This window comes from Gordonia alkanivorans (genome assembly GCF_004011905.1).
Classification (GTDB): Bacteria; Actinomycetota; Actinomycetes; order Mycobacteriales; family Mycobacteriaceae; genus Gordonia; species Gordonia alkanivorans.
The window spans coordinates 838,201-856,327 of record NZ_CP027114.1 but is presented as its reverse complement, the minus strand read 5'-3'; the positions used below and the strand labels follow the sequence as shown (position 1 = coordinate 856,327).

19 protein-coding genes are annotated in these 18,127 nt (G+C 68.3%); 12 read left to right on the top strand and 7 right to left on the bottom strand.

Annotated features, from left to right (window positions below; all coding sequences use genetic code 11):
* The first annotated feature begins 106 nt into the window (after nucleotides 1-106).
* Nucleotides 107-1,753, top strand: coding sequence for a TM0106 family RecB-like putative nuclease (locus C5O27_RS03965; protein ID WP_006358864.1), 1,647 nt, complete (start codon nucleotides 107-109; stop codon nucleotides 1,751-1,753).
* Nucleotides 1,754-1,776: 23 nt separating this feature from the next.
* On the opposite strand, the gene C5O27_RS22900 is transcribed toward C5O27_RS03965, so the two are convergent.
* Nucleotides 1,777-2,670, bottom strand: a complete 894-nt coding sequence (locus C5O27_RS22900; protein ID WP_231380944.1) for a hypothetical protein — start codon at nucleotides 2,668-2,670, stop codon at nucleotides 1,777-1,779.
* Between the two features lie 346 nt (nucleotides 2,671-3,016).
* On the opposite strand from C5O27_RS22900, the gene C5O27_RS03955 reads away from it, so the two are divergent.
* From C5O27_RS03955 to C5O27_RS03945, 3 genes are all read left to right on the top strand, one after another.
* Nucleotides 3,017-3,592 (top strand): helix-turn-helix transcriptional regulator, encoded by a 576-nt coding sequence (locus C5O27_RS03955; RefSeq protein WP_040004141.1) that lies wholly within the window; start codon nucleotides 3,017-3,019, stop codon nucleotides 3,590-3,592.
* A 182-nt stretch (nucleotides 3,593-3,774) separates the two neighbouring features.
* Entirely contained in the window at nucleotides 3,775-4,287 is a 513-nt protein-coding gene (locus C5O27_RS03950) for a hypothetical protein (RefSeq protein WP_006358861.1), read from the top strand.
* Complete coding sequence (locus tag C5O27_RS03945) at nucleotides 4,278-5,498, top strand: MAB_1171c family putative transporter (RefSeq protein WP_127961966.1); 1,221 nt, start codon at nucleotides 4,278-4,280, stop codon at nucleotides 5,496-5,498. Before C5O27_RS03950 ends, C5O27_RS03945 begins: the two co-directional genes overlap by 10 nt.
* Here C5O27_RS03945 and C5O27_RS03940 read toward each other — a convergent pair.
* The 3 genes from C5O27_RS03940 to C5O27_RS03930 all read right to left on the bottom strand — a co-directional run bounded on the left by C5O27_RS03940 (nucleotide 5,495) and on the right by C5O27_RS03930 (nucleotide 7,769).
* Nucleotides 5,495-6,256 carry an SDR family NAD(P)-dependent oxidoreductase gene (locus C5O27_RS03940; RefSeq protein WP_127961965.1) on the bottom strand — a complete coding sequence of 254 codons (762 nt, stop codon included), beginning with the start codon at nucleotides 6,254-6,256 and terminating at the stop codon, nucleotides 5,495-5,497. The two genes, C5O27_RS03945 and C5O27_RS03940, sit on opposite strands and share 4 nt — an antisense overlap.
* 120 nt (nucleotides 6,257-6,376) lie before the next feature.
* A complete protein-coding gene (locus C5O27_RS03935; protein ID WP_035754202.1) occupies nucleotides 6,377-7,099 on the bottom strand; it encodes a TMEM165/GDT1 family protein in 723 nt (240 codons plus the stop codon).
* A gap of 148 nt (nucleotides 7,100-7,247) precedes the next feature.
* Nucleotides 7,248-7,769 (bottom strand): hypothetical protein, encoded by a 522-nt coding sequence (locus C5O27_RS03930; protein WP_006358857.1) that lies wholly within the window; start codon nucleotides 7,767-7,769, stop codon nucleotides 7,248-7,250.
* Nucleotides 7,770-7,947: 178 nt separating this feature from the next.
* On the opposite strand from C5O27_RS03930, the gene C5O27_RS03925 reads away from it, so the two are divergent.
* Complete coding sequence (locus C5O27_RS03925; protein ID WP_208651419.1) at nucleotides 7,948-10,068, top strand: ABC transporter ATP-binding protein; 2,121 nt, start codon at nucleotides 7,948-7,950, stop codon at nucleotides 10,066-10,068.
* Complete coding sequence (locus tag C5O27_RS03920) at nucleotides 10,065-10,817, top strand: energy-coupling factor transporter transmembrane component T family protein (protein WP_006358855.1); 753 nt, start codon at nucleotides 10,065-10,067, stop codon at nucleotides 10,815-10,817. Before C5O27_RS03925 ends, C5O27_RS03920 begins: the two co-directional genes overlap by 4 nt.
* A 78-nt stretch (nucleotides 10,818-10,895) precedes the next feature.
* On the opposite strand, the gene C5O27_RS03915 is transcribed toward C5O27_RS03920, so the two are convergent.
* Together C5O27_RS03915 and C5O27_RS22685 are read right to left on the bottom strand one after the other, a co-directional pair.
* A complete protein-coding gene (locus C5O27_RS03915) occupies nucleotides 10,896-11,525 on the bottom strand; it encodes a superoxide dismutase (protein WP_127961964.1) in 630 nt (209 codons plus the stop codon).
* Between the two features lie 198 nt (nucleotides 11,526-11,723).
* A complete protein-coding gene (locus C5O27_RS22685) occupies nucleotides 11,724-11,876 on the bottom strand; it encodes a hypothetical protein (RefSeq protein ID WP_164905300.1) in 153 nt (50 codons plus the stop codon).
* 172 nt (nucleotides 11,877-12,048) lie between these two features.
* On the opposite strand from C5O27_RS22685, the gene msrA reads away from it, so the two are divergent.
* Together msrA and C5O27_RS03905 are read left to right on the top strand one after the other, a co-directional pair.
* Nucleotides 12,049-12,762, top strand: coding sequence for a peptide-methionine (S)-S-oxide reductase MsrA (msrA, locus tag C5O27_RS03910; protein ID WP_127961963.1), 714 nt, complete (start codon nucleotides 12,049-12,051; stop codon nucleotides 12,760-12,762).
* 1 nt (nucleotide 12,763) lies between these two features.
* The gene (locus C5O27_RS03905) at nucleotides 12,764-13,837 is read left to right on the top strand and encodes a winged helix DNA-binding domain-containing protein (protein WP_127961962.1); all 1,074 of its coding nucleotides are present in this window, start codon (nucleotides 12,764-12,766) and stop codon (nucleotides 13,835-13,837) included.
* A 2-nt stretch (nucleotides 13,838-13,839) separates the two neighbouring features.
* Here the strand turns inward: C5O27_RS03905 and C5O27_RS03900 are convergent, their stop codons facing one another.
* Nucleotides 13,840-14,607 carry a VOC family protein gene (locus C5O27_RS03900; RefSeq protein ID WP_127961961.1) on the bottom strand — a complete coding sequence of 256 codons (768 nt, stop codon included), beginning with the start codon at nucleotides 14,605-14,607 and terminating at the stop codon, nucleotides 13,840-13,842.
* A gap of 99 nt (nucleotides 14,608-14,706) precedes the next feature.
* Between C5O27_RS03900 and C5O27_RS03895 the strand changes: the two genes are divergently transcribed.
* The 4 genes from C5O27_RS03895 (at nucleotide 14,707) to C5O27_RS03880 (ending at nucleotide 18,124) form a co-directional block, all read left to right on the top strand.
* The gene (locus C5O27_RS03895; protein WP_006358849.1) at nucleotides 14,707-15,570 is read left to right on the top strand and encodes a S49 family peptidase; all 864 of its coding nucleotides are present in this window, start codon (nucleotides 14,707-14,709) and stop codon (nucleotides 15,568-15,570) included.
* Nucleotides 15,571-15,960: 390 nt separating this feature from the next.
* Nucleotides 15,961-16,323 (top strand): rhodanese-like domain-containing protein, encoded by a 363-nt coding sequence (locus tag C5O27_RS03890; RefSeq protein ID WP_244216587.1) that lies wholly within the window; start codon nucleotides 15,961-15,963, stop codon nucleotides 16,321-16,323.
* Between the two features lie 110 nt (nucleotides 16,324-16,433).
* Nucleotides 16,434-17,318 carry a DUF4328 domain-containing protein gene (locus C5O27_RS03885; RefSeq protein ID WP_244216586.1) on the top strand — a complete coding sequence of 295 codons (885 nt, stop codon included), beginning with the start codon at nucleotides 16,434-16,436 and terminating at the stop codon, nucleotides 17,316-17,318.
* Nucleotides 17,315-18,124, top strand: coding sequence for a glycerophosphodiester phosphodiesterase (locus C5O27_RS03880; protein ID WP_127961959.1), 810 nt, complete (start codon nucleotides 17,315-17,317; stop codon nucleotides 18,122-18,124). Before C5O27_RS03885 ends, C5O27_RS03880 begins: the two co-directional genes overlap by 4 nt.
* Nucleotides 18,125-18,127 lie beyond the last annotated feature (3 nt).

Sequence of the window (18,127 nt, the reverse complement as noted above, 5' to 3'; positions counted from 1 at the left end):
TTCGCTGCTGCCGAGTGGACCGCTGCGGGCGTGGTAACAAGTACAAGCATGACACGTGGCCCGGTGGGGCCACGCGTCCGACTGCTCGAGCCGAGAAAGGGATGGCGTGGCCTCTGTGGTGTTGTCGCCGCGCGATCTGGCGGGTTGCGAGCACCGGGTCGCTCTCGACTTCGGTCACGAGGGGCGTCCGGGTACCGAACCGGACCCGCCCGGCGTGCAGCGACGCAAGGAGGCCGCGGCCGATCATCGGACCGCGGTCCGGGAACTGCTCCGCGGCATCCACAGCGATCAGCCGGGTGCGTTCGTCGCCGTCGACCCGGAGTCCAGGGCCGCGGACCGGGTCGCCGCCACCATGAAGGCGTGCGACGCGGGTGTCGCGTGGATCTGGAATGCGGCGCTGCCCACCGACGTCGAACACGGGCGGCGCGGACATGCCGAACTCCTGGTGAGGGTGGGCGACGGGTACGTCCCGGTCATCGTCGTCAATCACCGGATCACCCAGCCCGCGAAGACCACCCCGGATCCGAGCCGCCCGCCCACACTGGTCACCAGTCCGCTCTGGGGGTGGGCGCCCACGCCCGATCCGTATCGCACCGGCCGGCCCAACCGGCGCGACGCCCTGCGCCTCGCCCAGCTCACCGCGATGCTGGTCGAGATCGGCAGCGCCGCGTCGTCGGAGAGCGGTGACCTGCGCGGCGGGGTGATCGGCGTCGACGCCGACTGCATCGTCGTGCACGACACCGGTGCGATGCTCGAGGACTACAACGAGGTCCTGGACCGGCGCCGGGCGATCGCGGCGCAGCAGGTGCCGACCGAACCGCGACGCGTCGCCGAATGCCGCTCGTGCCCGTGGTGGGTGAAGTGCGGCCCGGAACTGGAGGCCGTCCGCGACGTGTCCCTCGTCGCCACCGGGAACCAGGGCGCCGCACTCATCGAGGCGGGCATCACGACGATCGACCAGCTCGCCGCGCAGCGCGGAGATCCGCCGGAGAACTGGCCGGGCAGTGCACGATTCGACGACGCGGTGATCGGTGCGATCGCCTGGCTGACCGGAACCGAACTCGTCCGGCGCCTCGACACCCCGCGGGTGTATCGCGCCGACATCGAGGTCGACGTCGACATGGAGAGCTTCGGCGAACACGGCGCCTACCTGTGGGGCACGCTGCGCACCGACACCACCGCGCCCGACGAGCCGGTGGTCTACCGGCCGTTCGTCACCTGGGATCCGCTGCCCACCCGCGACGAGGCGAGGTCGTTCGCCGAGTTCTGGGCCTGGCTGACCGCCGAACGGCTCGCCGCCCGGCAGAGCGGGAAGACCTTCGCGGCGTACTGCTACTCACAACAGGCCGAGAACCGTTGGCTGCTGGGCTCGGCCGACCGGTTCGCCGGCGAACCCGGCATCCCGACGCGACGCGAGGTGGAGGCCTTCATCGCCTCCGACGAGTGGGTCGACATCTACGAGGCCGTCGGCGAGAACTTCATCTGTCCCCGCGGCAAGGGACTGAAACGGGTCGCGCCCGTCGCCGGGTTCGCGTGGCGCGACGACGACGCGAGCGGCGAGGCGTCGATGGAGTGGTACCGCGCCGCGGTCGCTCTGGGTGGCGGCCGCCCTGATCTCGGTCAGCGGCAGCGACTGCTGGAGTACAACGAGGACGACGTCCGGGCCACAAAGGTGTTGCGGGAGTGGATGTCCGGGGGCGCCGTCGACGACGTCCCGCACGAACGGGATCTGCTGGCACGGACCGACGACTGACCCGACGAGCCGGCGGGCGACCGTCAGGAACGCAGGGTGCGCAGCGACTCCAGGAACGATCCGCTGCCGAACAGGGCGACCGCGCCGAGCAGCATCAGGCCACCGGGGGCCACGCCGACCAGGAACTTCTTGACCCCCGTCAGGATCGTGTCGGGGGACGAACTCGGCAGGGCCTGTGCCGGACCGTCGGACGGTGCCGGTGGACTCGACACCAAGGCGGCGGACTCGGACTCGTCCGAGTCGGTCGAAACAGCTTCCGGCGTCTCCGCATCCGGGGAGGTCTCGCCGGCGCGAGGAGCTGCGGCTCCCACACCTGCCGGCGCGCCTGCTGCAGATGCCCCGGGAGCCGCGGCGGCAGGGGGACCGCTGGGGGCGGCGACCGTCGGGACGTCGGCGGGTGGGGGCGGGGTTCCCTCGCCGTCGGGTGACGGGTCGGCGCCGGTCGGGTCCTGCGGAGCCGGCGGCACGTTCGGCCAGACGTTCACGGGCGGCACGGGGATCACGATCCCGGTCGTCGAGGTAGCCGACGTCGCCGGGCTCTCCGACGGAGAGGCTTCGGTCGTCGAGCTCCCGGTGTCAGGTGGCCCGGTCTCGGCGGACCCGGTCACCGAACTGCCCGTCGTCGTGGTCCCGGACGGTGTTCCGGTGCCCGACGGGGTGCCGTGACCGTGATGGCCGTGTCCGTGTCCGTGGCCGTGGTGCCAGGAGCTCCCCGGGGTGCCGTTGCCGGTCGGGGGTGACGCCCCGTAGTCGTCGTCATCATCATCGGAGTCGTCGTCGGCGCTGTGCGCGCCGTAGCCGCCCGACCCGCTGTTGCCGGGTCCGGAGTCACCAGAGCCGATCGGGGCCGTCGAGCCGATGCCGGGGGCGAGAGCGAGGAACGCGATCATCGCGAGGACGGCACCGACGGATGCCACGGATCGACGCCGCCGACGGTTGCCGTGAGGCTCCGGAATGCGGTGGGTCATCGTTCGGCTCCGGGAGTACAGTTGTGTACAAGATCCAGTGGTTCGGGGCGCGACCTCATGACCCCGAGTGCATCACGGTCAGGCCTCCAGTTCATGTGTCGTCGGCAGGCCGACACCGTGTTACCCCCCGAAGTGTGAAGAACGCCACACTATCGTTCGTTACATCATCACCACAGGTGATACGCATGGCGTGCGACGGTCCGGTACGTTCTGACCGTACCGGTCGTTGCAACGGCCGAGTGCAGCGGGCTTTAATGTTTGCAAATTCAAGTTTCGCATTTCGGAGAACATGGTCATGACTTCAGGAGGGGCGGAGAAGCCTATGGGCGACACCGGACGCACCGACTCCGATCGTTCGAGAGCGAAGGAATCGGATGCACTCGATCCGGGGTTGTTCGCCCGGCGACTCGAGGAGCTTTTTCGGACCGTTCCCGGTCCGAACGGGAGGGCATACAGTGCCAAGGCGATTGCGGCGCGGTCGACGGAACGGGGATTCCGTCTGGGTGAGTCGTATCTGAGCCAGTTGCGGTCGGGGAAAGCGAAGTCCCCGTCGTTCCGAACCGTCGAGGGGATCGCGGCCGCATTCGGGGTCGACGTGCATTACTTCCTCGAGGATCGGGCCGCGCAGCGCACCCGCGACGAGATCGATCTGATGCGGTTGCAGGCGGACACCAACGTGCAGTTGGCGGCATTCCGACTTGCGGGCCTCTCGAGCGATTCGGTCACCGTGGTGAACGAACTGATCAAGGTACTGCGCGAGCAGCAGGGTCTTCCGAAAGACCCACCGGACGTCATCGCGGCGGGACTCAGCGACGAGAAGCCGTCGGCTGATTCGCGTCTGCGTGTGGTCGGGGAGACGAGCGAGGACTGACCTGGTTCTCGGCCTGACGGCCGAAAACCGCGTCGCACGGGTCGCCGGGCGTCGGACAGGAGTATGGGCCGTGGGGTGTCGGCCCAAGACCAGTCCGAGCCGGTGACCACCTCGTGGCGTCTGTTCCCTCGGTCGGTGGCACACATCGCGTGCCCTTACGAAGTCGTGGTTCGATTGTGCACATGCGTCGATCCGAGCGTGCTCTGCGTGTGCTGTGTCGCACCACGTTGCGTGGACTCGATCTCGATCTCCCGCTGGATGTCACGCAGTTGTGTGACCGGTACGGCGAGCGGCGGGGTCGTCCGATTCGGCTGCTCGCCCATCCGTTGCCCAGTGGCGCGCCCAACGGGATCTGGTTGGCGGCTGCCGACGCGGACTACTTCTTCTATCAGGCGAACACGTCGCCGCTGCATCGCGACCAGATCGTCATCCACGAATTCGGGCATCTCATCGCCGGGCACCAGATGCTTGCCGAGGTGTCCGTCGAAGGGTTGGCCGCTCTCACGCAGGATTCGTCCGACGCGGCACTGCGTCGTACCTGTTACTCCGATGACCGCGAGTGGGAGGCCGAGATGTTGGCGTCGATGATCCTCGCCTGGGCCGAGGAGGCCGGCACCGGCGTCGGGAGCACTGCCGCGCACGACGAGCTCCGGGGCCTCCAGCGGCTGCTGGGTGGGCACCGCGGATGGTTGTGACCGGGTCGGCCGGCGACGCCGTCACTGCCCTCGTCCTCGCTGAGGGTGTCGAGGCGGGGATCGGCATCGTCAATGCGCTGGCGGGCGTGGTCTTCGCGATCGCGTTCTGCTGGCGACTGGACCAGATCCGCCGTACCGGATGGGGACTCCAACCGCTGGCGATGATGGTCGCGGTCGCGTCGTTGACGGTCGCCTTCGTCGTGGTGAACGAGGCGGTGGCGTCCACGCTCAACACCAGGGGATTCGCCGGACTGTCGAGGGTGGCCTTCTACGCGCTCCTCGCGATCGGGGTGGCCGCGCTCGTCGTGGTCTTCTTCTTCCCCGACCGGGTGTCCCGCGAACGACGCGCCGGCTGGGAGGCGCTGCCGCTCGTCGCGTCGCTCATCGGTCTCCAGATCACCATGCTGGTGATCCCCGAGGAGATCCGGACCGAGACCATCAGCGAATGGACCGTCCAGAACTGGGGTTTCGCCCTGTTCATGCTGATCGCGAGCGGATACCTCGCCTATGGTTTCCTGGCCTGCGTCAACAGTGTCCGGAAGTTCTATGCGACGGCCGACGGATACCTACGAGTGTCGCTGGGTCTGCTCATGGCCGGACTCGGGTTCCTGGCGCTCGGTGCGATCGCGCAGATCGTGTTCGTCGCGGTCAGTGCGATGAATGTCGCGAGGTCCCCGTGGCTCGTGACCACCAACCGGGTCCTGGCGACCGTCGGCGTCGTGTCCTTCCTGCTGGGCATCAGCTATCCGATGGTCTACTCCAGGGTGCAGTCCCTCGTGGCCAACCGGCGCCGCCGCCGACTCGACACCGAACTCCTGCCGTTGTGGCGGTTGGTGACCGGTGCGGTACCGGAGGTCGTGCTGCCCGACACGGGTCAGTTGTCGCCGACGACGCGGCTCCACCGGCGCGTGGTCGAGACGCGGGACGCGTTGACCCAGCTCAGTCCGTATCTACCGCCGGTCTTCGAGTATGCCCAGGTCGACGTGCAGGTTCGATTGCTGCGCAGCGCGGTGTCGGAGTTGAGCGCGGTGGCCGACGGGGCCGGAGACAAGATCAGCGGCGCGGTCCGCGACCTCGCCCCCGCCGACGGCGAGGGTCTGGAAGCGGATGCCGCACCGCTGATCAGGTTGTCCGAGGAGCTGCTGCTGACCGAGGACGCCGAGGTGGCGCCCATCGGTCGCCCGGCCGAGGACCAGGAATCGGGACTCTAGCGCGGAGCCATCCGGATCGCGCCGTCCATGCGGATGGTCTCGCCGTTGAGGTAGTTGTGCTCGACGATGAACTCGGCCAGCTGTGCGTACTCGTCGGGCTCACCGAGACGCTGCGGGAACGGGATCGCCTCGGCCAGGGTCTTCTGGAACTCGGGGGTCACACCCGCCAGCATCGGGGTGCTGATGGTGCCGGGGGCGATGGTGCAGACGCGCACACCGATCCGGGCGAGGTCGCGGGCCGCAGAAATGGTCATCGCGTGGACGCCACCCTTCGACGCGGCGTACGCGATCTGACCGATCTGGCCCTCGAAGGCCGCGACCGAAGCGGTGTTGATGATGACGCCGCGCTGGCCGTCGCCGTCGATGGTGGACCCCTCCGACATGCGGTTGGCGGCCAGCCGCATCACGTTGAAGGTGCCGACCAGGTTGATGTCGATGACCTTGCGGAAGAGGTCGAGCTCGTGGGGGCCGTTCTTGCCGAGGATGCGTGCGGCCCAGCCGACGCCGGCGCAGTTGACGGCGACACGCAGCGGTGCGCCCGACTCGGCGATGGTGTCGATGGCGCCCTGGACCTGCGCTTCGTCGGTGACGTCGGCGGTGATCAGGGTGACGCCGTCGGTGGGTGCCGCCTTGTCGATCGAGGCCTGCAGGTCGAGGCCGAAGACCTGCGCGCCTGCGGCGGCGAAGCGACGGGCGGTGGCTGCGCCGAGGCCCGATGCCCCGCCGGTGACCAGAACGGAAGCGCCTGAAACGTCCATGGGTGTAGTAGTCCTTTCGCGGTACCGATTGCCGCCGGACCCGTGTCCCGGTGAAGTGGACGACGTGCACCGGCGCGGGGTGCACGTTCACGATAGTCAGCTGCTGCGTGGCGCCCGCGTTCAGCCCTCGTGTCCACCGAGCGAACGCTCGGGAACGGCTGCTTCGGTATCGGAGTCGGCGCGGAGACGACGGTCGCGGTGGATGAGGAACGTCCCCACTCCGATGATGACGACGATCGCGGTGACCGTCGCGGCGATCATCGGGGTCGACGCCCCGGTCAGGCCGGTCACGGTGAGCCACACCGCGAAACCGAAGAACAGAACGGCCGCACCGATCGCGATGACACGCTCGGGAAGGTGCTTCCCGAGCAGGACACCCACGCCGATCGCCAGGGCGTCGGCGGCGACCATGCCCACGGTGGAACCGATCCACACGCCGAGCCAGTCGTGGTCGGTGGCAAGTGTGATGGTGGCCAGCATGGTCTTGTCGCCGAGCTCGGCGAGGAAGAAGGCCGACATCACGGCGAGGAACACCGAGGCGCCGACTCGCGTCGCGCGGTTCTGCTCCTCGTCGTCGAGGCGATCTCCGTAGATCGTCCACAGGCCGAAGACGAGCATGGCGAGGCCGGCCAGGACCGACATCAGATCGGTCGGCAGCGACATCCCGAGGAAATGACCGAAGAACACCGAGACGGCGTGTACCGCAGTGGTGGCGACGGTGATGGCGAGGAGGACGACCCACCAGCGGTACCGCAGGGCGTAGGTCATCGCCATCAGTTGTGACTTGTCGCCCAGTTCGGCGACGAAGATCACGCCGAAACTGAGGAGCAGGGCAGCAATCACAGACGCCAGGTTAGTGAGCCCTAACTGGCGAATGCAACTCGTCAGTAGCCCGTATCCATGCAGGTCGGGGGCACAAAAACTAAAGTTCGGCCACCCGGATTGCCGCGTGCGGGCAACCGCCTCTGGGCCTTCGCGAGGCCTCGGCGCCCTAAGCTGCGAGGAGCATGGCGAGCACGGCGGTGTCCGGGTCGGCATTGGGGTCGATGCCCACCTCGTTGCGGAGGTTCACCACGGTCCCGTCGGCCTCCGCCTCGGCCCACCCGGCCCGGTGCTCGAGTCCGAGTTCGGGGAGCCCGGGCAGCAGCACACAACCCGAGGCGACCTCGGAACACTCCGGCAACGACGGACGGGTCTGCGACGGCGGGTGCAGCATGACGAGCGCCGGGGGATTGTTCAGGAACCTGCCGGCCTCGACGAAGCTGTCGTCGACGACGTTCCCGATCGCGACCATCATCCCGACGGTGTCCTCACCGCCGTGCGGCGGACGCTGCTCGACGACGCCGAAGATCGTCGTCGTCGGGAGGAAGCCGGGCCGGCATGCGATCCGCACCGACCCGACGAGGGTCTGTGTCCACTCGAGTGTGGATTCCGGCCAGCGGCCCGAGATGAGGATTCCGTTCAGCGTGCCCTCATGCTGGAACGGGGTGAGTCCGATCGGAATCGACTGCATCGTGTCCTACCTCCAATCCGGGTGGGAGACCTGGTCATTGAGACCCAGGACCGCCGAAGATCACCCGTGTGAAAAGAATCCACCGCGGGGACGAAACGGACAACCCGAACCACCGTCTTGTGACGGTTCGTTTACATGCGATCGACCGACGGCTCCGGTGCCCAGGCACACTGGACCGGTGAAGAACTCGCCCCCGCTGCGTCCGATGGAGTTCGCGTCCGTCGCGATCTTCGGTGGCCTGACCGTCGCCGCGGTGGTCATCGCCTCGGTCATCCCGCTGGCGCAGGCGGCCGGGCTGCTCGCACCGGTTCCTCTCGCCCTCATCGCAGCCCGCACTCGGCCGCGTGCACTGCTCACCGCCACCGTGGCGACGACAGCGGTCGCGTTCGCGATGGCGGGTACGGGCGCGATGGCCACCGTGCTCGGCTCGGCGCTGATCGGCGGAATCGTCGGCGACCTCAAACGACGTCGCCGCGGGCTCGGGACGCTCGGACTGGCCACGCTGGTGGCCTCGCCGCTCCTCGGCGGGGTCTCGGTCCTGATCCTCCTGGTCCTGGTGCCCTTGCGTGAGCTGACCATCGAGGCGATGACCAACTCCCTCCACGGTGTCGCCAAGTGGCTGCGCGGGTGGGGACCCACCGATGCCGTGGGCAACGCCCTCGACTCGATGAGCCGCAGCATCGCCAGTCACTGGTGGGCGTGGATCTGGATCTCCGGGACCGTCGGCACCGCGATCTCGCTGCTCGCCGCGTGGTGGATTCTCGGTGGCGTCATCGCGCGACTTCGCGACGTCCCCAGCGAGGACACGCTCACCTCCGACGGTCCGGCATCGACGGCAACCGACGTCGCGCCGCTGCCGATCGTCGCCGAACGTGTCGGCTTCGCCTACAGCCCGGACGCGAGACCGGTCCTCCACGACATCGACCTGCGCATCGACCCCGGCGAGTTCGTCGCCGTCGTCGGCGCCAACGGTTCGGGCAAGTCGACGCTCGCGAAGATCCTGGCCGGTCGCGCCCCGACCACCGGTGTCGTGCACCGCCCGGGTCTCGCCGGGCTGGGCGTCCACGGCGGGACCGCGCTCGTCCTGCAACGGCCGGAGATCCAGATGCTCGGTTCCCGCGTCGCCGACGACGTGGTCTGGGGTCTGCCGCCGGATGCCGACGTCGACGTGGAGGCTCTCCTTGCCGAGGTCGGGCTGACCGGTCTCGGCGACCGCGAGACCACCGACCTGTCCGGCGGGCAGCAGCAGCGCCTGGCGATCGCGGCGGCACTCGCCCGCGATCCGCAGCTGCTCATCGCCGACGAGGTCACCTCGATGGTCGACCCGGAGGGCCGCGGGCAGCTCCTGCACCTGCTGGCGTCGCTACCGGCCCGACGCGGGATCGCGGTTGTGCTGATCACCCACCGCGGCAGCGAGGCCGCGGCCGCCGATCGCGTCATCCATCTCGAGGCCGGTCGCGTGGTCCCTCATCCGCCGCACTGGATGCCGGACCCGCACGCCGACCTCGACCACGCTCCTCCGACCGGACCGTCGACGTCCCTCGCGGCGCCGGGCCCGCACATCGGCGGGCCGCTGCTGGTGCTCGATCATGTGGGATATGCGCATCTGCCCGGCTCGCCCTGGGAGGTCGTCGCGCTCACCGACGTCACCTTGACCGTGTACCGCGGGGAGGGGTTGCTCATCGTCGGCGGCAACGGGTCGGGCAAGACGACCCTCGCCTGGATCATGGCGGGCCTCCTGTCGCCGCGCACCGGAACGTGCCACCTGCTCGACACCTCCGTGAAGTCGACTCCGGCAGCCGGTTACGACGCCGGGGAGCCGGTCACCGAGCATGTCGGCGCGGTCGGGCTGGGCTTCCAGCACGCCCGCCTGCAATTGCAGAAGGTCACCGTCGCCGACGAGATCATGGCGGCCGGTGGCGAGAAGGTCGGGACCGCCGAGGTCGCCCGCGTCCTCGAACTCGTCGGCTTGCCCCGGCAGATGGCGGCCACCAAGGTCGATTCACTGTCGGGTGGGCAGATGCGTCGCGTCGTGCTCGCCGGGCTCATCGCCCGCAACCCCGACATGCTGGTGCTCGACGAGCCCCTCGCGGGTCTCGACCCGTTGGCTCGGGAGGAGATCGTCGCGCTCCTCGCGCATCTGCGTGCCGAGGGCATGACCATCGTGATCATCTCGCACGACTTCGAATCGCTGGACTCGGTGTGTACCCGGCGGGTCCGGCTCGTCGACGGGCGGTTGCTGCCCGACACACATCAGAACGCCGATCAGCCGTCCGGCTGGGACGGAGGTGCCCTATGACCATGCGCACGGTTCCGTTGCGGCAGGTCCCCGGCGATTCCTTCGTCCACCGGTTGTGGGCGGGAACCAAGCTGGTGATCGTGCTGATCCTCGGCATCATGACCTGGGTGCTGCCGTCGTGGCCGGCACTGGGGATGGTGGCCGCGATCGTCATCCTCACCGCCCTGATCGCCGGGATCCCGTTGGGCGCCATCCCCCGTCCGCCGTGGTGGTTCTGGGGACTGATCGGTGTCGGCGTCGCCTTCAACGTCTCGTTCGCCGGCCTGCACGGTGGGCTGGTGTTCCTCCGGGCGGTGACCCTCGCGCTCGTCCTCGTGGCGAGTTCGATCCTTGTCATCTGGACCACCCCGATGGCCGACGTCGCACCGGCGATCGCCCGGTTGATGCGACCCCTCCGGCGGCTGCGTCTGCCCGTCGACGAGTGGGCCGTCGCAATCGCGTTGTGCCTGAGGGGTCTTCCGCTGCTGATCGAGGAGTTGCGCATGCTGCGCGCCGCGCACAAGCTGCGGCCGACGGCAAAGGGGCGCAGTGATCATCCGTCGGCGGAGATGGGGATCATGGATCTCATCACGGCCGCCATGTCGTCGGCGCTGCGCCGTAGCGCGGAGATGGCCGAGGCGATCACCGCCCGCGGCGGTACCGGTCGGCTCACGGCTCATCCGGCCCGCCCGGGCCGCGCAGATCTGTTGGCGCTCATCGTGATCGCTATCGCCTGCGGTGTGGCCGTCGCCGTGACGCTGATCCTCTGATCTCCCGCTCCCGCGGAACAGGAACGGCGCCGGCCACCCGAAGGTGACCGGCGCCGTTGGTATCTGGCGAAGGGAGGATCAGGCAGGCACGATGAGGCCGTTGCCCTGGGTCTTCGCGCGACCGTAACGCTCACCGGCGTCGGCCCAGTTGACCACGTTCCACCAAGCCTTGACGTAGTCCGGCTTGACGTTCTGGTAGTCGAGGTAGAAGGCGTGCTCCCACATGTCCAGCATGACGACCGGGATGATGGCGGCGGGGATGTTGCCGCTCTGGTCGGTCAGCTGCAGGATGACCAGCTTGCCACCGATGGTGTCGTAGCCCAGGATCGCCCAGCCCGAACCCTGCAGGGTGGTGGCGGCGGCGGTGAAGTGGGCCTTGAACTTGTCGAAGCCACCGAACTGCTCGGTGATCGCAGCCGCGAGGTCACCCTCGGGCTCGCCGCCGCCGTTGGGCGACAGGTTCGTCCAGAAGATCGAGTGGTTGGTGTGGCCGCCCAGGTGGAAGGACAGGGTGGCCGACAGTCCGTAGACCTTTCCGGCGATGCTCTCGTCCTCGCGGGCCGCGGCCAGCTTCTCCAGGGTGTCGTTGGCGCCCTTGACATAGGTCGCGTGGTGCTTGCTGTGGTGGAGCTCCATGATCCTGCCGGAGATGTGCGGCTCCAGTGCCGCGTAGTCGTAATCCAGATCCGGCAAGGTGTATTCAGCCACGATGTTCCTCTCTGAGGTGCTTTCGTATTCCCTGTTCACACGTGGGTCCGCCGATTGTGTCGGCGCCACGCGGATGGTTCCAGCCTTCCCCACACCATGGGTGATTGCAACAAACAGGCCCGAAGAAATATCAAGTGCGGTTGAAGATCACCGGCGTGAACTGACGCCGGTCCCCGTGGGTGAGATGTCCGGGTCGGGTCAGATCAGTGCGAGCGCAACGATGACGGCCAGCAGCGCGACGATGCTCAACGCGATGGTGCGGCACCTTCTCGCAACATCGTAGTTGGCGCGCGGTGCGTCGCGAGGAGTCCGGAGGGAACCTCGATAGTCTCCGGTCGCGTGCGTCGCCATGGTCGCCTTTCATCAGCGGATCGGCTCACCATCCCGCGTCGTCGGTCCGAGGACCGCCGGCCGGACGTGACGGGTGTCACATATGGATGTGACCGCCATCATAAACAGACTGGGACGGCTGACTCAACTCGGAGGACCGGGACAGCGCCGACGGCGCGCGTAGACTTGTCGCATGTCTTGGCTCGACCAGCTCTTCGCCGCCGGTTCGCACAAACAGGAACTCATCGCGGCCGACTCCGCACTCCCCGGACGCGACACCGAGATCACGGTCCCCGGAGTCCATCTGGTCCTCGAGACCCCCATGCGTGGACGGTCGGAGGCCGACGGCTCCTTCGCCAACGGCGGTGTCGGCACGTTCGACGACGGACTGTCCGCAGTGGTCCTGGCGGGTGGCTGCTTCTGGGGGATCGAGGAGATCTTCTGGCAGGTCCCGGGCGTGTACACCACGGCGGTCGGTTACGCGGGCGGGCACACGCCCAACCCGACCTACGAAGAGACCTGCACCGCGCGCACCGGCCACACCGAGTCGACGCTCGTCGTCTTCGACCCGGCGATCATCGACCTCGAGGGGATCCTCAAGATCTTCTGGGAGTCACACGATCCGACGCAGGAGATGCGCCAGGGCAACGACATCGGTACCCAGTACCGGTCGGCGGTCTACACCCTCTCCGACGACGACGCGGCGATCGTCGAGGAGTCGGCGGCGAAGTTCCAGACCGCGCTCGATGCCGCCGGTATCGGGTCGATCGCCACCGAGATCAAGCCGCTCGCCGCTGCGGGCGACGGACATTTCTATTACGCCGAGGACCACCACCAGCAGTACTTGGCGAAGAACCCGCACGGTTACCGCTGCCACGCGGCGACCGGGATCACCTATCCCGCCTGAGGTGTCCGAGCCGCTCACTCTCCGGCAGTGGAATCGCACCCTGCTGTCCCGTCAGCATCTGCTGGAACGAGTCGACGAGGACGCGATCGAGGTGCTGGACCGATGCGTCGGCATGCAATCCCAGGACCCGCGTGCGGCTTTCTTCGGATTGTGGTCCCGTGTCGAGGGATTCGACCCGGCCGAACTCGATGAGCTCCTCACCGAGCGGGGGGCCGTGCGGATCGCGTTGCTGCGTTCCACGGTGTTCCTCATCGACGCCGAGGATGCCCGGTGGATACGGCCGCTCGCCGAGCCGATACTCCGGCGCGAGATCGCCGAAGCGCACGTCCCGAGGCTGGTCGACGCCGATCCGTTGCGGGTGATCGCCGACGCCGCCGAAGTCCTGGCCGGTCGTGAGCTCTCCGGTGCCGACCTGGGAAAGCAACTGGCGCAGCGGCATCCGGCGGAGAACCCGTCCACGCTCACCGGGATCGCCCGCTGTGGGCTCCCACTCGTCCAGGTGCCGCCGCGAGGACTCTGGCGGGGCCGCGGGGCGCCCACCTACCGATTGTTCGACGAATGGGCCGGTCCGGGTGCACCGGCGGTCGAGGGCGAGGACGCGCGGGCGGACCTGATCCGCCTGTACCTCCGCGGTTTCGGGCCCGCCACCGTCAAGGCCATCCAGACGTGGGCGGGCATGACCGGCCTGAGGTCACTCGTGGAGAAGATGGAGGCCGACTGGGAACTCGTCCGGCTGACCGGTCCGCACGGCGAGACCCTCTACGATCTCGACGGACTCGGCTTCGCCGATCCTGACACTCCCGCCCCGGCCCGACTCGTGGCGCCGTTCGACCATGTCATCGGCGTCTCGGCCGACCGTGTCCGCGTCGCCGACCCGGAGTTGTTCCGGCGGACCGTGACACCCAACGGCCGCTCGCCGGGGTTCGTCTTCGCCGACGGATTCCTCGTCGGCACATGGCATCTCGACGGCGACGGCGGGATACGGATCGAGATGCTGCGGGAGGTCACGAAAACCGAGGAACGGGAGATCGACGCCGAGGTCGAGAGACTGCGCGCGTTCCTCTCTGCTCCCTGAGCTCAGTCGCCCGTCCGCGGATTGCGCGAGGTGATGCAGTACGGGCGTCCCATCGGGTCGACCATCGTCGTCCAGTGCGGGTGGTGCTCGATCGCGCGAGCGCCCCATCCCTCGTGGCGTGCCACCTCGTCGGGGACCGAGTTGGTCGCGAGGTCGAGGTGCCCGGTTGCCGTCGACGAGCCTTCGGGTCCAGGCGTGTCCGGATCGGATTGCCTGTGCTGCAACAGGATTCCGATGGTGATCGCGGGGTCGCGGCGCAGTGCCACGAGTTCGGGTCGGGATTCGGGTGGCTTGGGCGGCCAGCCGGTCAGCGCCGTCCAGAACTCGACCTCGGCGTCGAAGTCGGCTGCGGGTATGTCGATGCACAACTGGTCGATGATGCTGATGGCGTCACCTGGCCACCGGATCGGCCGGGACCGTTTTGACTCTCCCGCCCACGGCACCAGGCAGAACACGAAACCGGCGGGCGAACTGAGGACGACGTGGGTGCCGGCGTCGTGGTTCAGCGTCGCCCCGAGTCCCACCGCTTCGTCGGCCGCTGCCAGAGGGTCGTCGGTGTGGATGTCGAGGTGGACCCCGCCCGGACCGTCGTCGACCCGTTGCACTCGGAGGTGAGGGTCGCCGTTGAACGGTTCGAGGGAGGCGAACTCGCGGTGTTCGCCGCGTGGCGGCGACACGGTGCTGCCCGCGATCGCACGCCAGAAGGTCACCTCGCTGCCGAACTCGTCGGCGGGGAAATCGAGGAATGCGCTGAGCCACCTGACCTGCACGCGGGAGAGTCTACGGCGCGAGTGCACCCGGTGCGCTGCAGAATGCGTGGGCGCCCAGCCCGAAGCCGGAACCGGTGAACCGCCACTAGACTCGGGCAGATGACTGCAGGACCGCTGGCGGCGGTGGGCAAGAAGTTCGCGAAGTCGCGTGCCGAGCACGTCGCGGTGGTTCGACTCGACGGTCCGATCGGCGCGGCCGGGATGGGCAAACACGGGCTGACCACCGACACGGTCGAGCCGGTACTCAAGCGGGCGTTCGCCACCGAACGGCTCAAGGCCGTCGTCGTCGTGATCAATTCGCCCGGCGGTTCGCCGGCGCAGTCGGAGTACATCGCCGAGCGCATCCGTCAGCTGTCCGCGGAGAAGGGCGTGCCGGTCCTGGCCTTCTGCGAGGACGTCGCGGCGTCCGGCGGCTACTGGGTCGCCTGCGCGGCGGACGAGATCTACGCCGCTCACACGTCGATCGTCGGCTCCATCGGAGTGGTGTCCTCGGGTTTCGGCTTCTCGGCACTTCTCGACCGGTTCGGCGTGCAGCGTCGTCTCTACGCGACGGGGGAGAACAAGGCCCGGCTCGACACCTTCTCGCCGGAGGTGGCCGAGGACGTCGAATGGCTGAAGGGCCTTCAGGGGCAGCTGCACGAGGCGTTCATCGCATGGGTGCGGCAGCGTCGGGGCAAGAAGCTGACGGCGTCCGACGAGGAACTCTTCAACGGTGACGTCTGGGTCGGGCACCGGGCCGCCGAACTCGGTCTCGTCGACGGCATCGGCGTCATGCGTTCGGTGGTGGCCGAGCGGTACCCCGATGCGGAGATCACCGTCATCGAGGCACCCAAGCCGCTGCTGGCGCGTCTGGTGGGCAACCAGATGTCCGTCTCCGGGTTGGCCGAGAGCGTCACGACGGGCGTGATGGCTGCGATCGACCGCGCGCCCGCGGTGCGGACGGGGTTTTTACACCGTGACTGAGGGGTAATACCAGACCCGGTTCGGGGGGTTTCCCCAAGGGTTTGTCCCCACGTTATCCACAGGTGTGTGCACTGTAAGAAAATGCACCACCGGTCGACGCCTGCAGTTTCGTGAATTTCCTACGCGCACATTGGCCCAAACGAGTGATGCCAGTCACATCGGGAGGGCCTTTGGCCAGGGTTTTTCCACAGTTTCCACAGCCTCATCCCCAGGTTGACGGTGAGGTGCGGATTATGGACAGCTGTCCAATCGAGGCATGTGGATAAAACTATGATGGTCAGCATAGGCCGCTTCGGGCGGTCTGTACGACATCGAAGGTGATCTTCACCGCACTGCTGAAAACTGGCTCGGGAGATGACGTGACACGCGCTGCGCCTGGACTGTGCCACCATGGAAATCGTGACCATGGGCGACATCACGCAGGTGCCGGTGACCGATTTGCCGGACGACTTCACGCAGACGGCCGACGCCGTGATGCTCGACGTCCGTGAGGACGACGAATGGGCGAACGGACACATCCGCGGCGCTCTCCACATCCCGATGGCCGAGATACCGGGTCGGTTCGGCGAACTCGACCCCGACGCCGACCTCTATGTGGTGTGTCATTCGAGCGGTCGCTCGATGCGGGTGCTGCAATACCTCGCGCAGGTGGGATACGACGGCATCTGTGTGCGCGGCGGGATGCTCGCCTGGCAGGAGCACGGCAAGCCCGTCGAGTTGGGCGTCAGGGACGGCGGGGGCGACGCCCACTGATGATCGACCTCTGTCCGCGGTGCCGCATCCAGGCGCCGCACCGTCCCGGGCGCGAGCACTGTCCTCGCTGTGGTGGCCCGCTGAGCGTCGTCGACGACGTCTCTCGTGCGATGGCGGCACCCGCGCGCCCGGCGACCCACGCGCCGACCCGTACGGCGCCGACCGGCCGGCTGTACCGGGGCCGTAACGTGCGGTGGGTCGCGCGGCGTCCTCCCGAGGCCATCCCCAGCCGCCGCGGACCGTCGGGCCCGCGCGGTCCGCGTCTCATCCCCCGCTACGTCTACATCCCGACCTGGGGTCTGCGCGACGAGCCGGTGACCGCTGACGCGACGCACGATCGGATCGACGCCTCGCGGGCACGCCTGCTGTTCGCGCTCGTCGTGGCCGGGACGGCACTCGCGGCGTCGGCGGTCATCCACCTGTTGCGCTATATCCTGTTGGCCGTCAACCGCACGCAGCCGCTCCCGAACCCGTTGATCGTGGTCTCCGACTGGATGATCGTGTTCGTGGGGGTCGCTGCTCTCCTGGCCTATGTGTGGGCGACCCTCGCGTTCATCCGCTGGGTGATGGACCTGCGGGCCGGTGCCTATGAGGAAGCCCGACTCCTCGACCCGAGGCGTCCGCTGTGGGTCGGGGTCCTGGTGGGGGTCCCACTGGTGAACCTGGTCGGTGCGCCGCTCGTGCTGGGCGAGGTCGTGGCCCTGCGCGTGGCCCACGATCCGTCCCTCGACGCCGAACGTGTCGGCCGCCGGGTCCGCCGGCTGTGGGTCGCGTGGGTGGTCGTCACCGTCACCGCCGTACTGGCGCTGGTCGCCCGAGTCGTCGCGTTGGGTTCGGACTCGGTGCAGACCGGGGCCAATGCGCTCGCCATGGTGATCATCAGCGCGGCCGTGTCGGCCGCCTTCGCCTTCTGGACGGCGCGCCGTGTGCCGGTGCTGTTCGACGCCGCCACGGCGGTCCCGGTCCCGAAGAGAAGGTGGGTGGCGGTCGGATGAACTCAGGTGTGAACGTGGGTGCGGCCGAGAAGGTGTCGCGTTCGGGTAAGCCCGCGGTGGTCGCGCACCGCGGCGCCTCCGGGGACCGTCCGGAACACACCCTGGCCGCATACGAGCTCGCACTCGCGCAGGGCGCGGACGGACTCGAGTGCGATGTTCGGCTCACCGCCGATCACGAGCTCGTCTGTTTGCACGACCGGACCGTCGACCGCACGTCGGACGGTTCCGGCATCGTCAGCGAGATGACGCTGGCCCAGCTCCGCGAACTCGATTTCGGGAGTTGGCATTCCGCGGGCGACCCCGCGTCGATCCTGACGCTTCGGGAGCTGCTCACGCTCACCCTGGACTGGCGCCGCCCGGTCCGGTTGTTCATCGAGACCAAACATCCCGTTCGCTTCGGCAGTCTCGTCGAGCAGAAGCTCCTCGAGATCCTCCACGAGTTCGGCGTGGCCACCCCGCCGTCGGCCGATCACAGTCGCGCCGTGGTCATCTCGTTCTCCTCCGCCGGCGTCTGGCGCATCCGTCGCCATGCCCCGATGCTCCCGACCATTTTGCTGGGCGACACCGCCCGAGTGCTCGGTGGCAGTGCGGCGACCGCCGTCGGGGCCACGGGGATCGGTCCCTCGGTGATGACCCTGCGGCAGTACCCGGATCTCGTCGACCGCGCCGCCGCGGCCGGACGCGTGACGTACTGCTGGACCGTCGACGAACTGGTGGACGTCCAGCTCTGCGCCGACCTCGGAGTGCGCTGGCTGGCCACCAACCACCCGGCCAGGGTCCGCGACTGGCTGGTCACCGTCGACTGAGCG

Excerpts from the sequence above, each read along its gene's own strand:
- C5O27_RS03955 (WP_040004141.1), top strand. The coding sequence starts at position 3,017 with ATGACTTCAGGAGGGGCGGAGAAGCCTATGGGCGACACCGGACGCACC.
- C5O27_RS03950 (WP_006358861.1), top strand. The coding sequence starts at position 3,775 with ATGCGTCGATCCGAGCGTGCTCTGCGTGTGCTGTGTCGCACCACGTTG.
- C5O27_RS03945 (WP_127961966.1), top strand. The coding sequence starts at position 4,278 with ATGGTTGTGACCGGGTCGGCCGGCGACGCCGTCACTGCCCTCGTCCTC.
- C5O27_RS03940 (WP_127961965.1), bottom strand. The coding sequence starts at position 6,256 with ATGGACGTTTCAGGCGCTTCCGTTCTGGTCACCGGCGGGGCATCGGGC.
- C5O27_RS03930 (WP_006358857.1), bottom strand. The coding sequence starts at position 7,769 with ATGCAGTCGATTCCGATCGGACTCACCCCGTTCCAGCATGAGGGCACG.
- C5O27_RS03920 (WP_006358855.1), top strand. The coding sequence starts at position 10,065 with ATGACCATGCGCACGGTTCCGTTGCGGCAGGTCCCCGGCGATTCCTTC.
- C5O27_RS22685 (WP_164905300.1), bottom strand. The coding sequence starts at position 11,876 with ATGGCGACGCACGCGACCGGAGACTATCGAGGTTCCCTCCGGACTCCT.
- msrA (WP_127961963.1), top strand. The coding sequence starts at position 12,049 with ATGTCTTGGCTCGACCAGCTCTTCGCCGCCGGTTCGCACAAACAGGAA.
- C5O27_RS03895 (WP_006358849.1), top strand. The coding sequence starts at position 14,707 with ATGACTGCAGGACCGCTGGCGGCGGTGGGCAAGAAGTTCGCGAAGTCG.
- C5O27_RS03890 (WP_244216587.1), top strand. The coding sequence starts at position 15,961 with ATGGAAATCGTGACCATGGGCGACATCACGCAGGTGCCGGTGACCGAT.
- C5O27_RS03885 (WP_244216586.1), top strand. The coding sequence starts at position 16,434 with ATGGCGGCACCCGCGCGCCCGGCGACCCACGCGCCGACCCGTACGGCG.
- C5O27_RS03880 (WP_127961959.1), top strand. The coding sequence starts at position 17,315 with ATGAACTCAGGTGTGAACGTGGGTGCGGCCGAGAAGGTGTCGCGTTCG.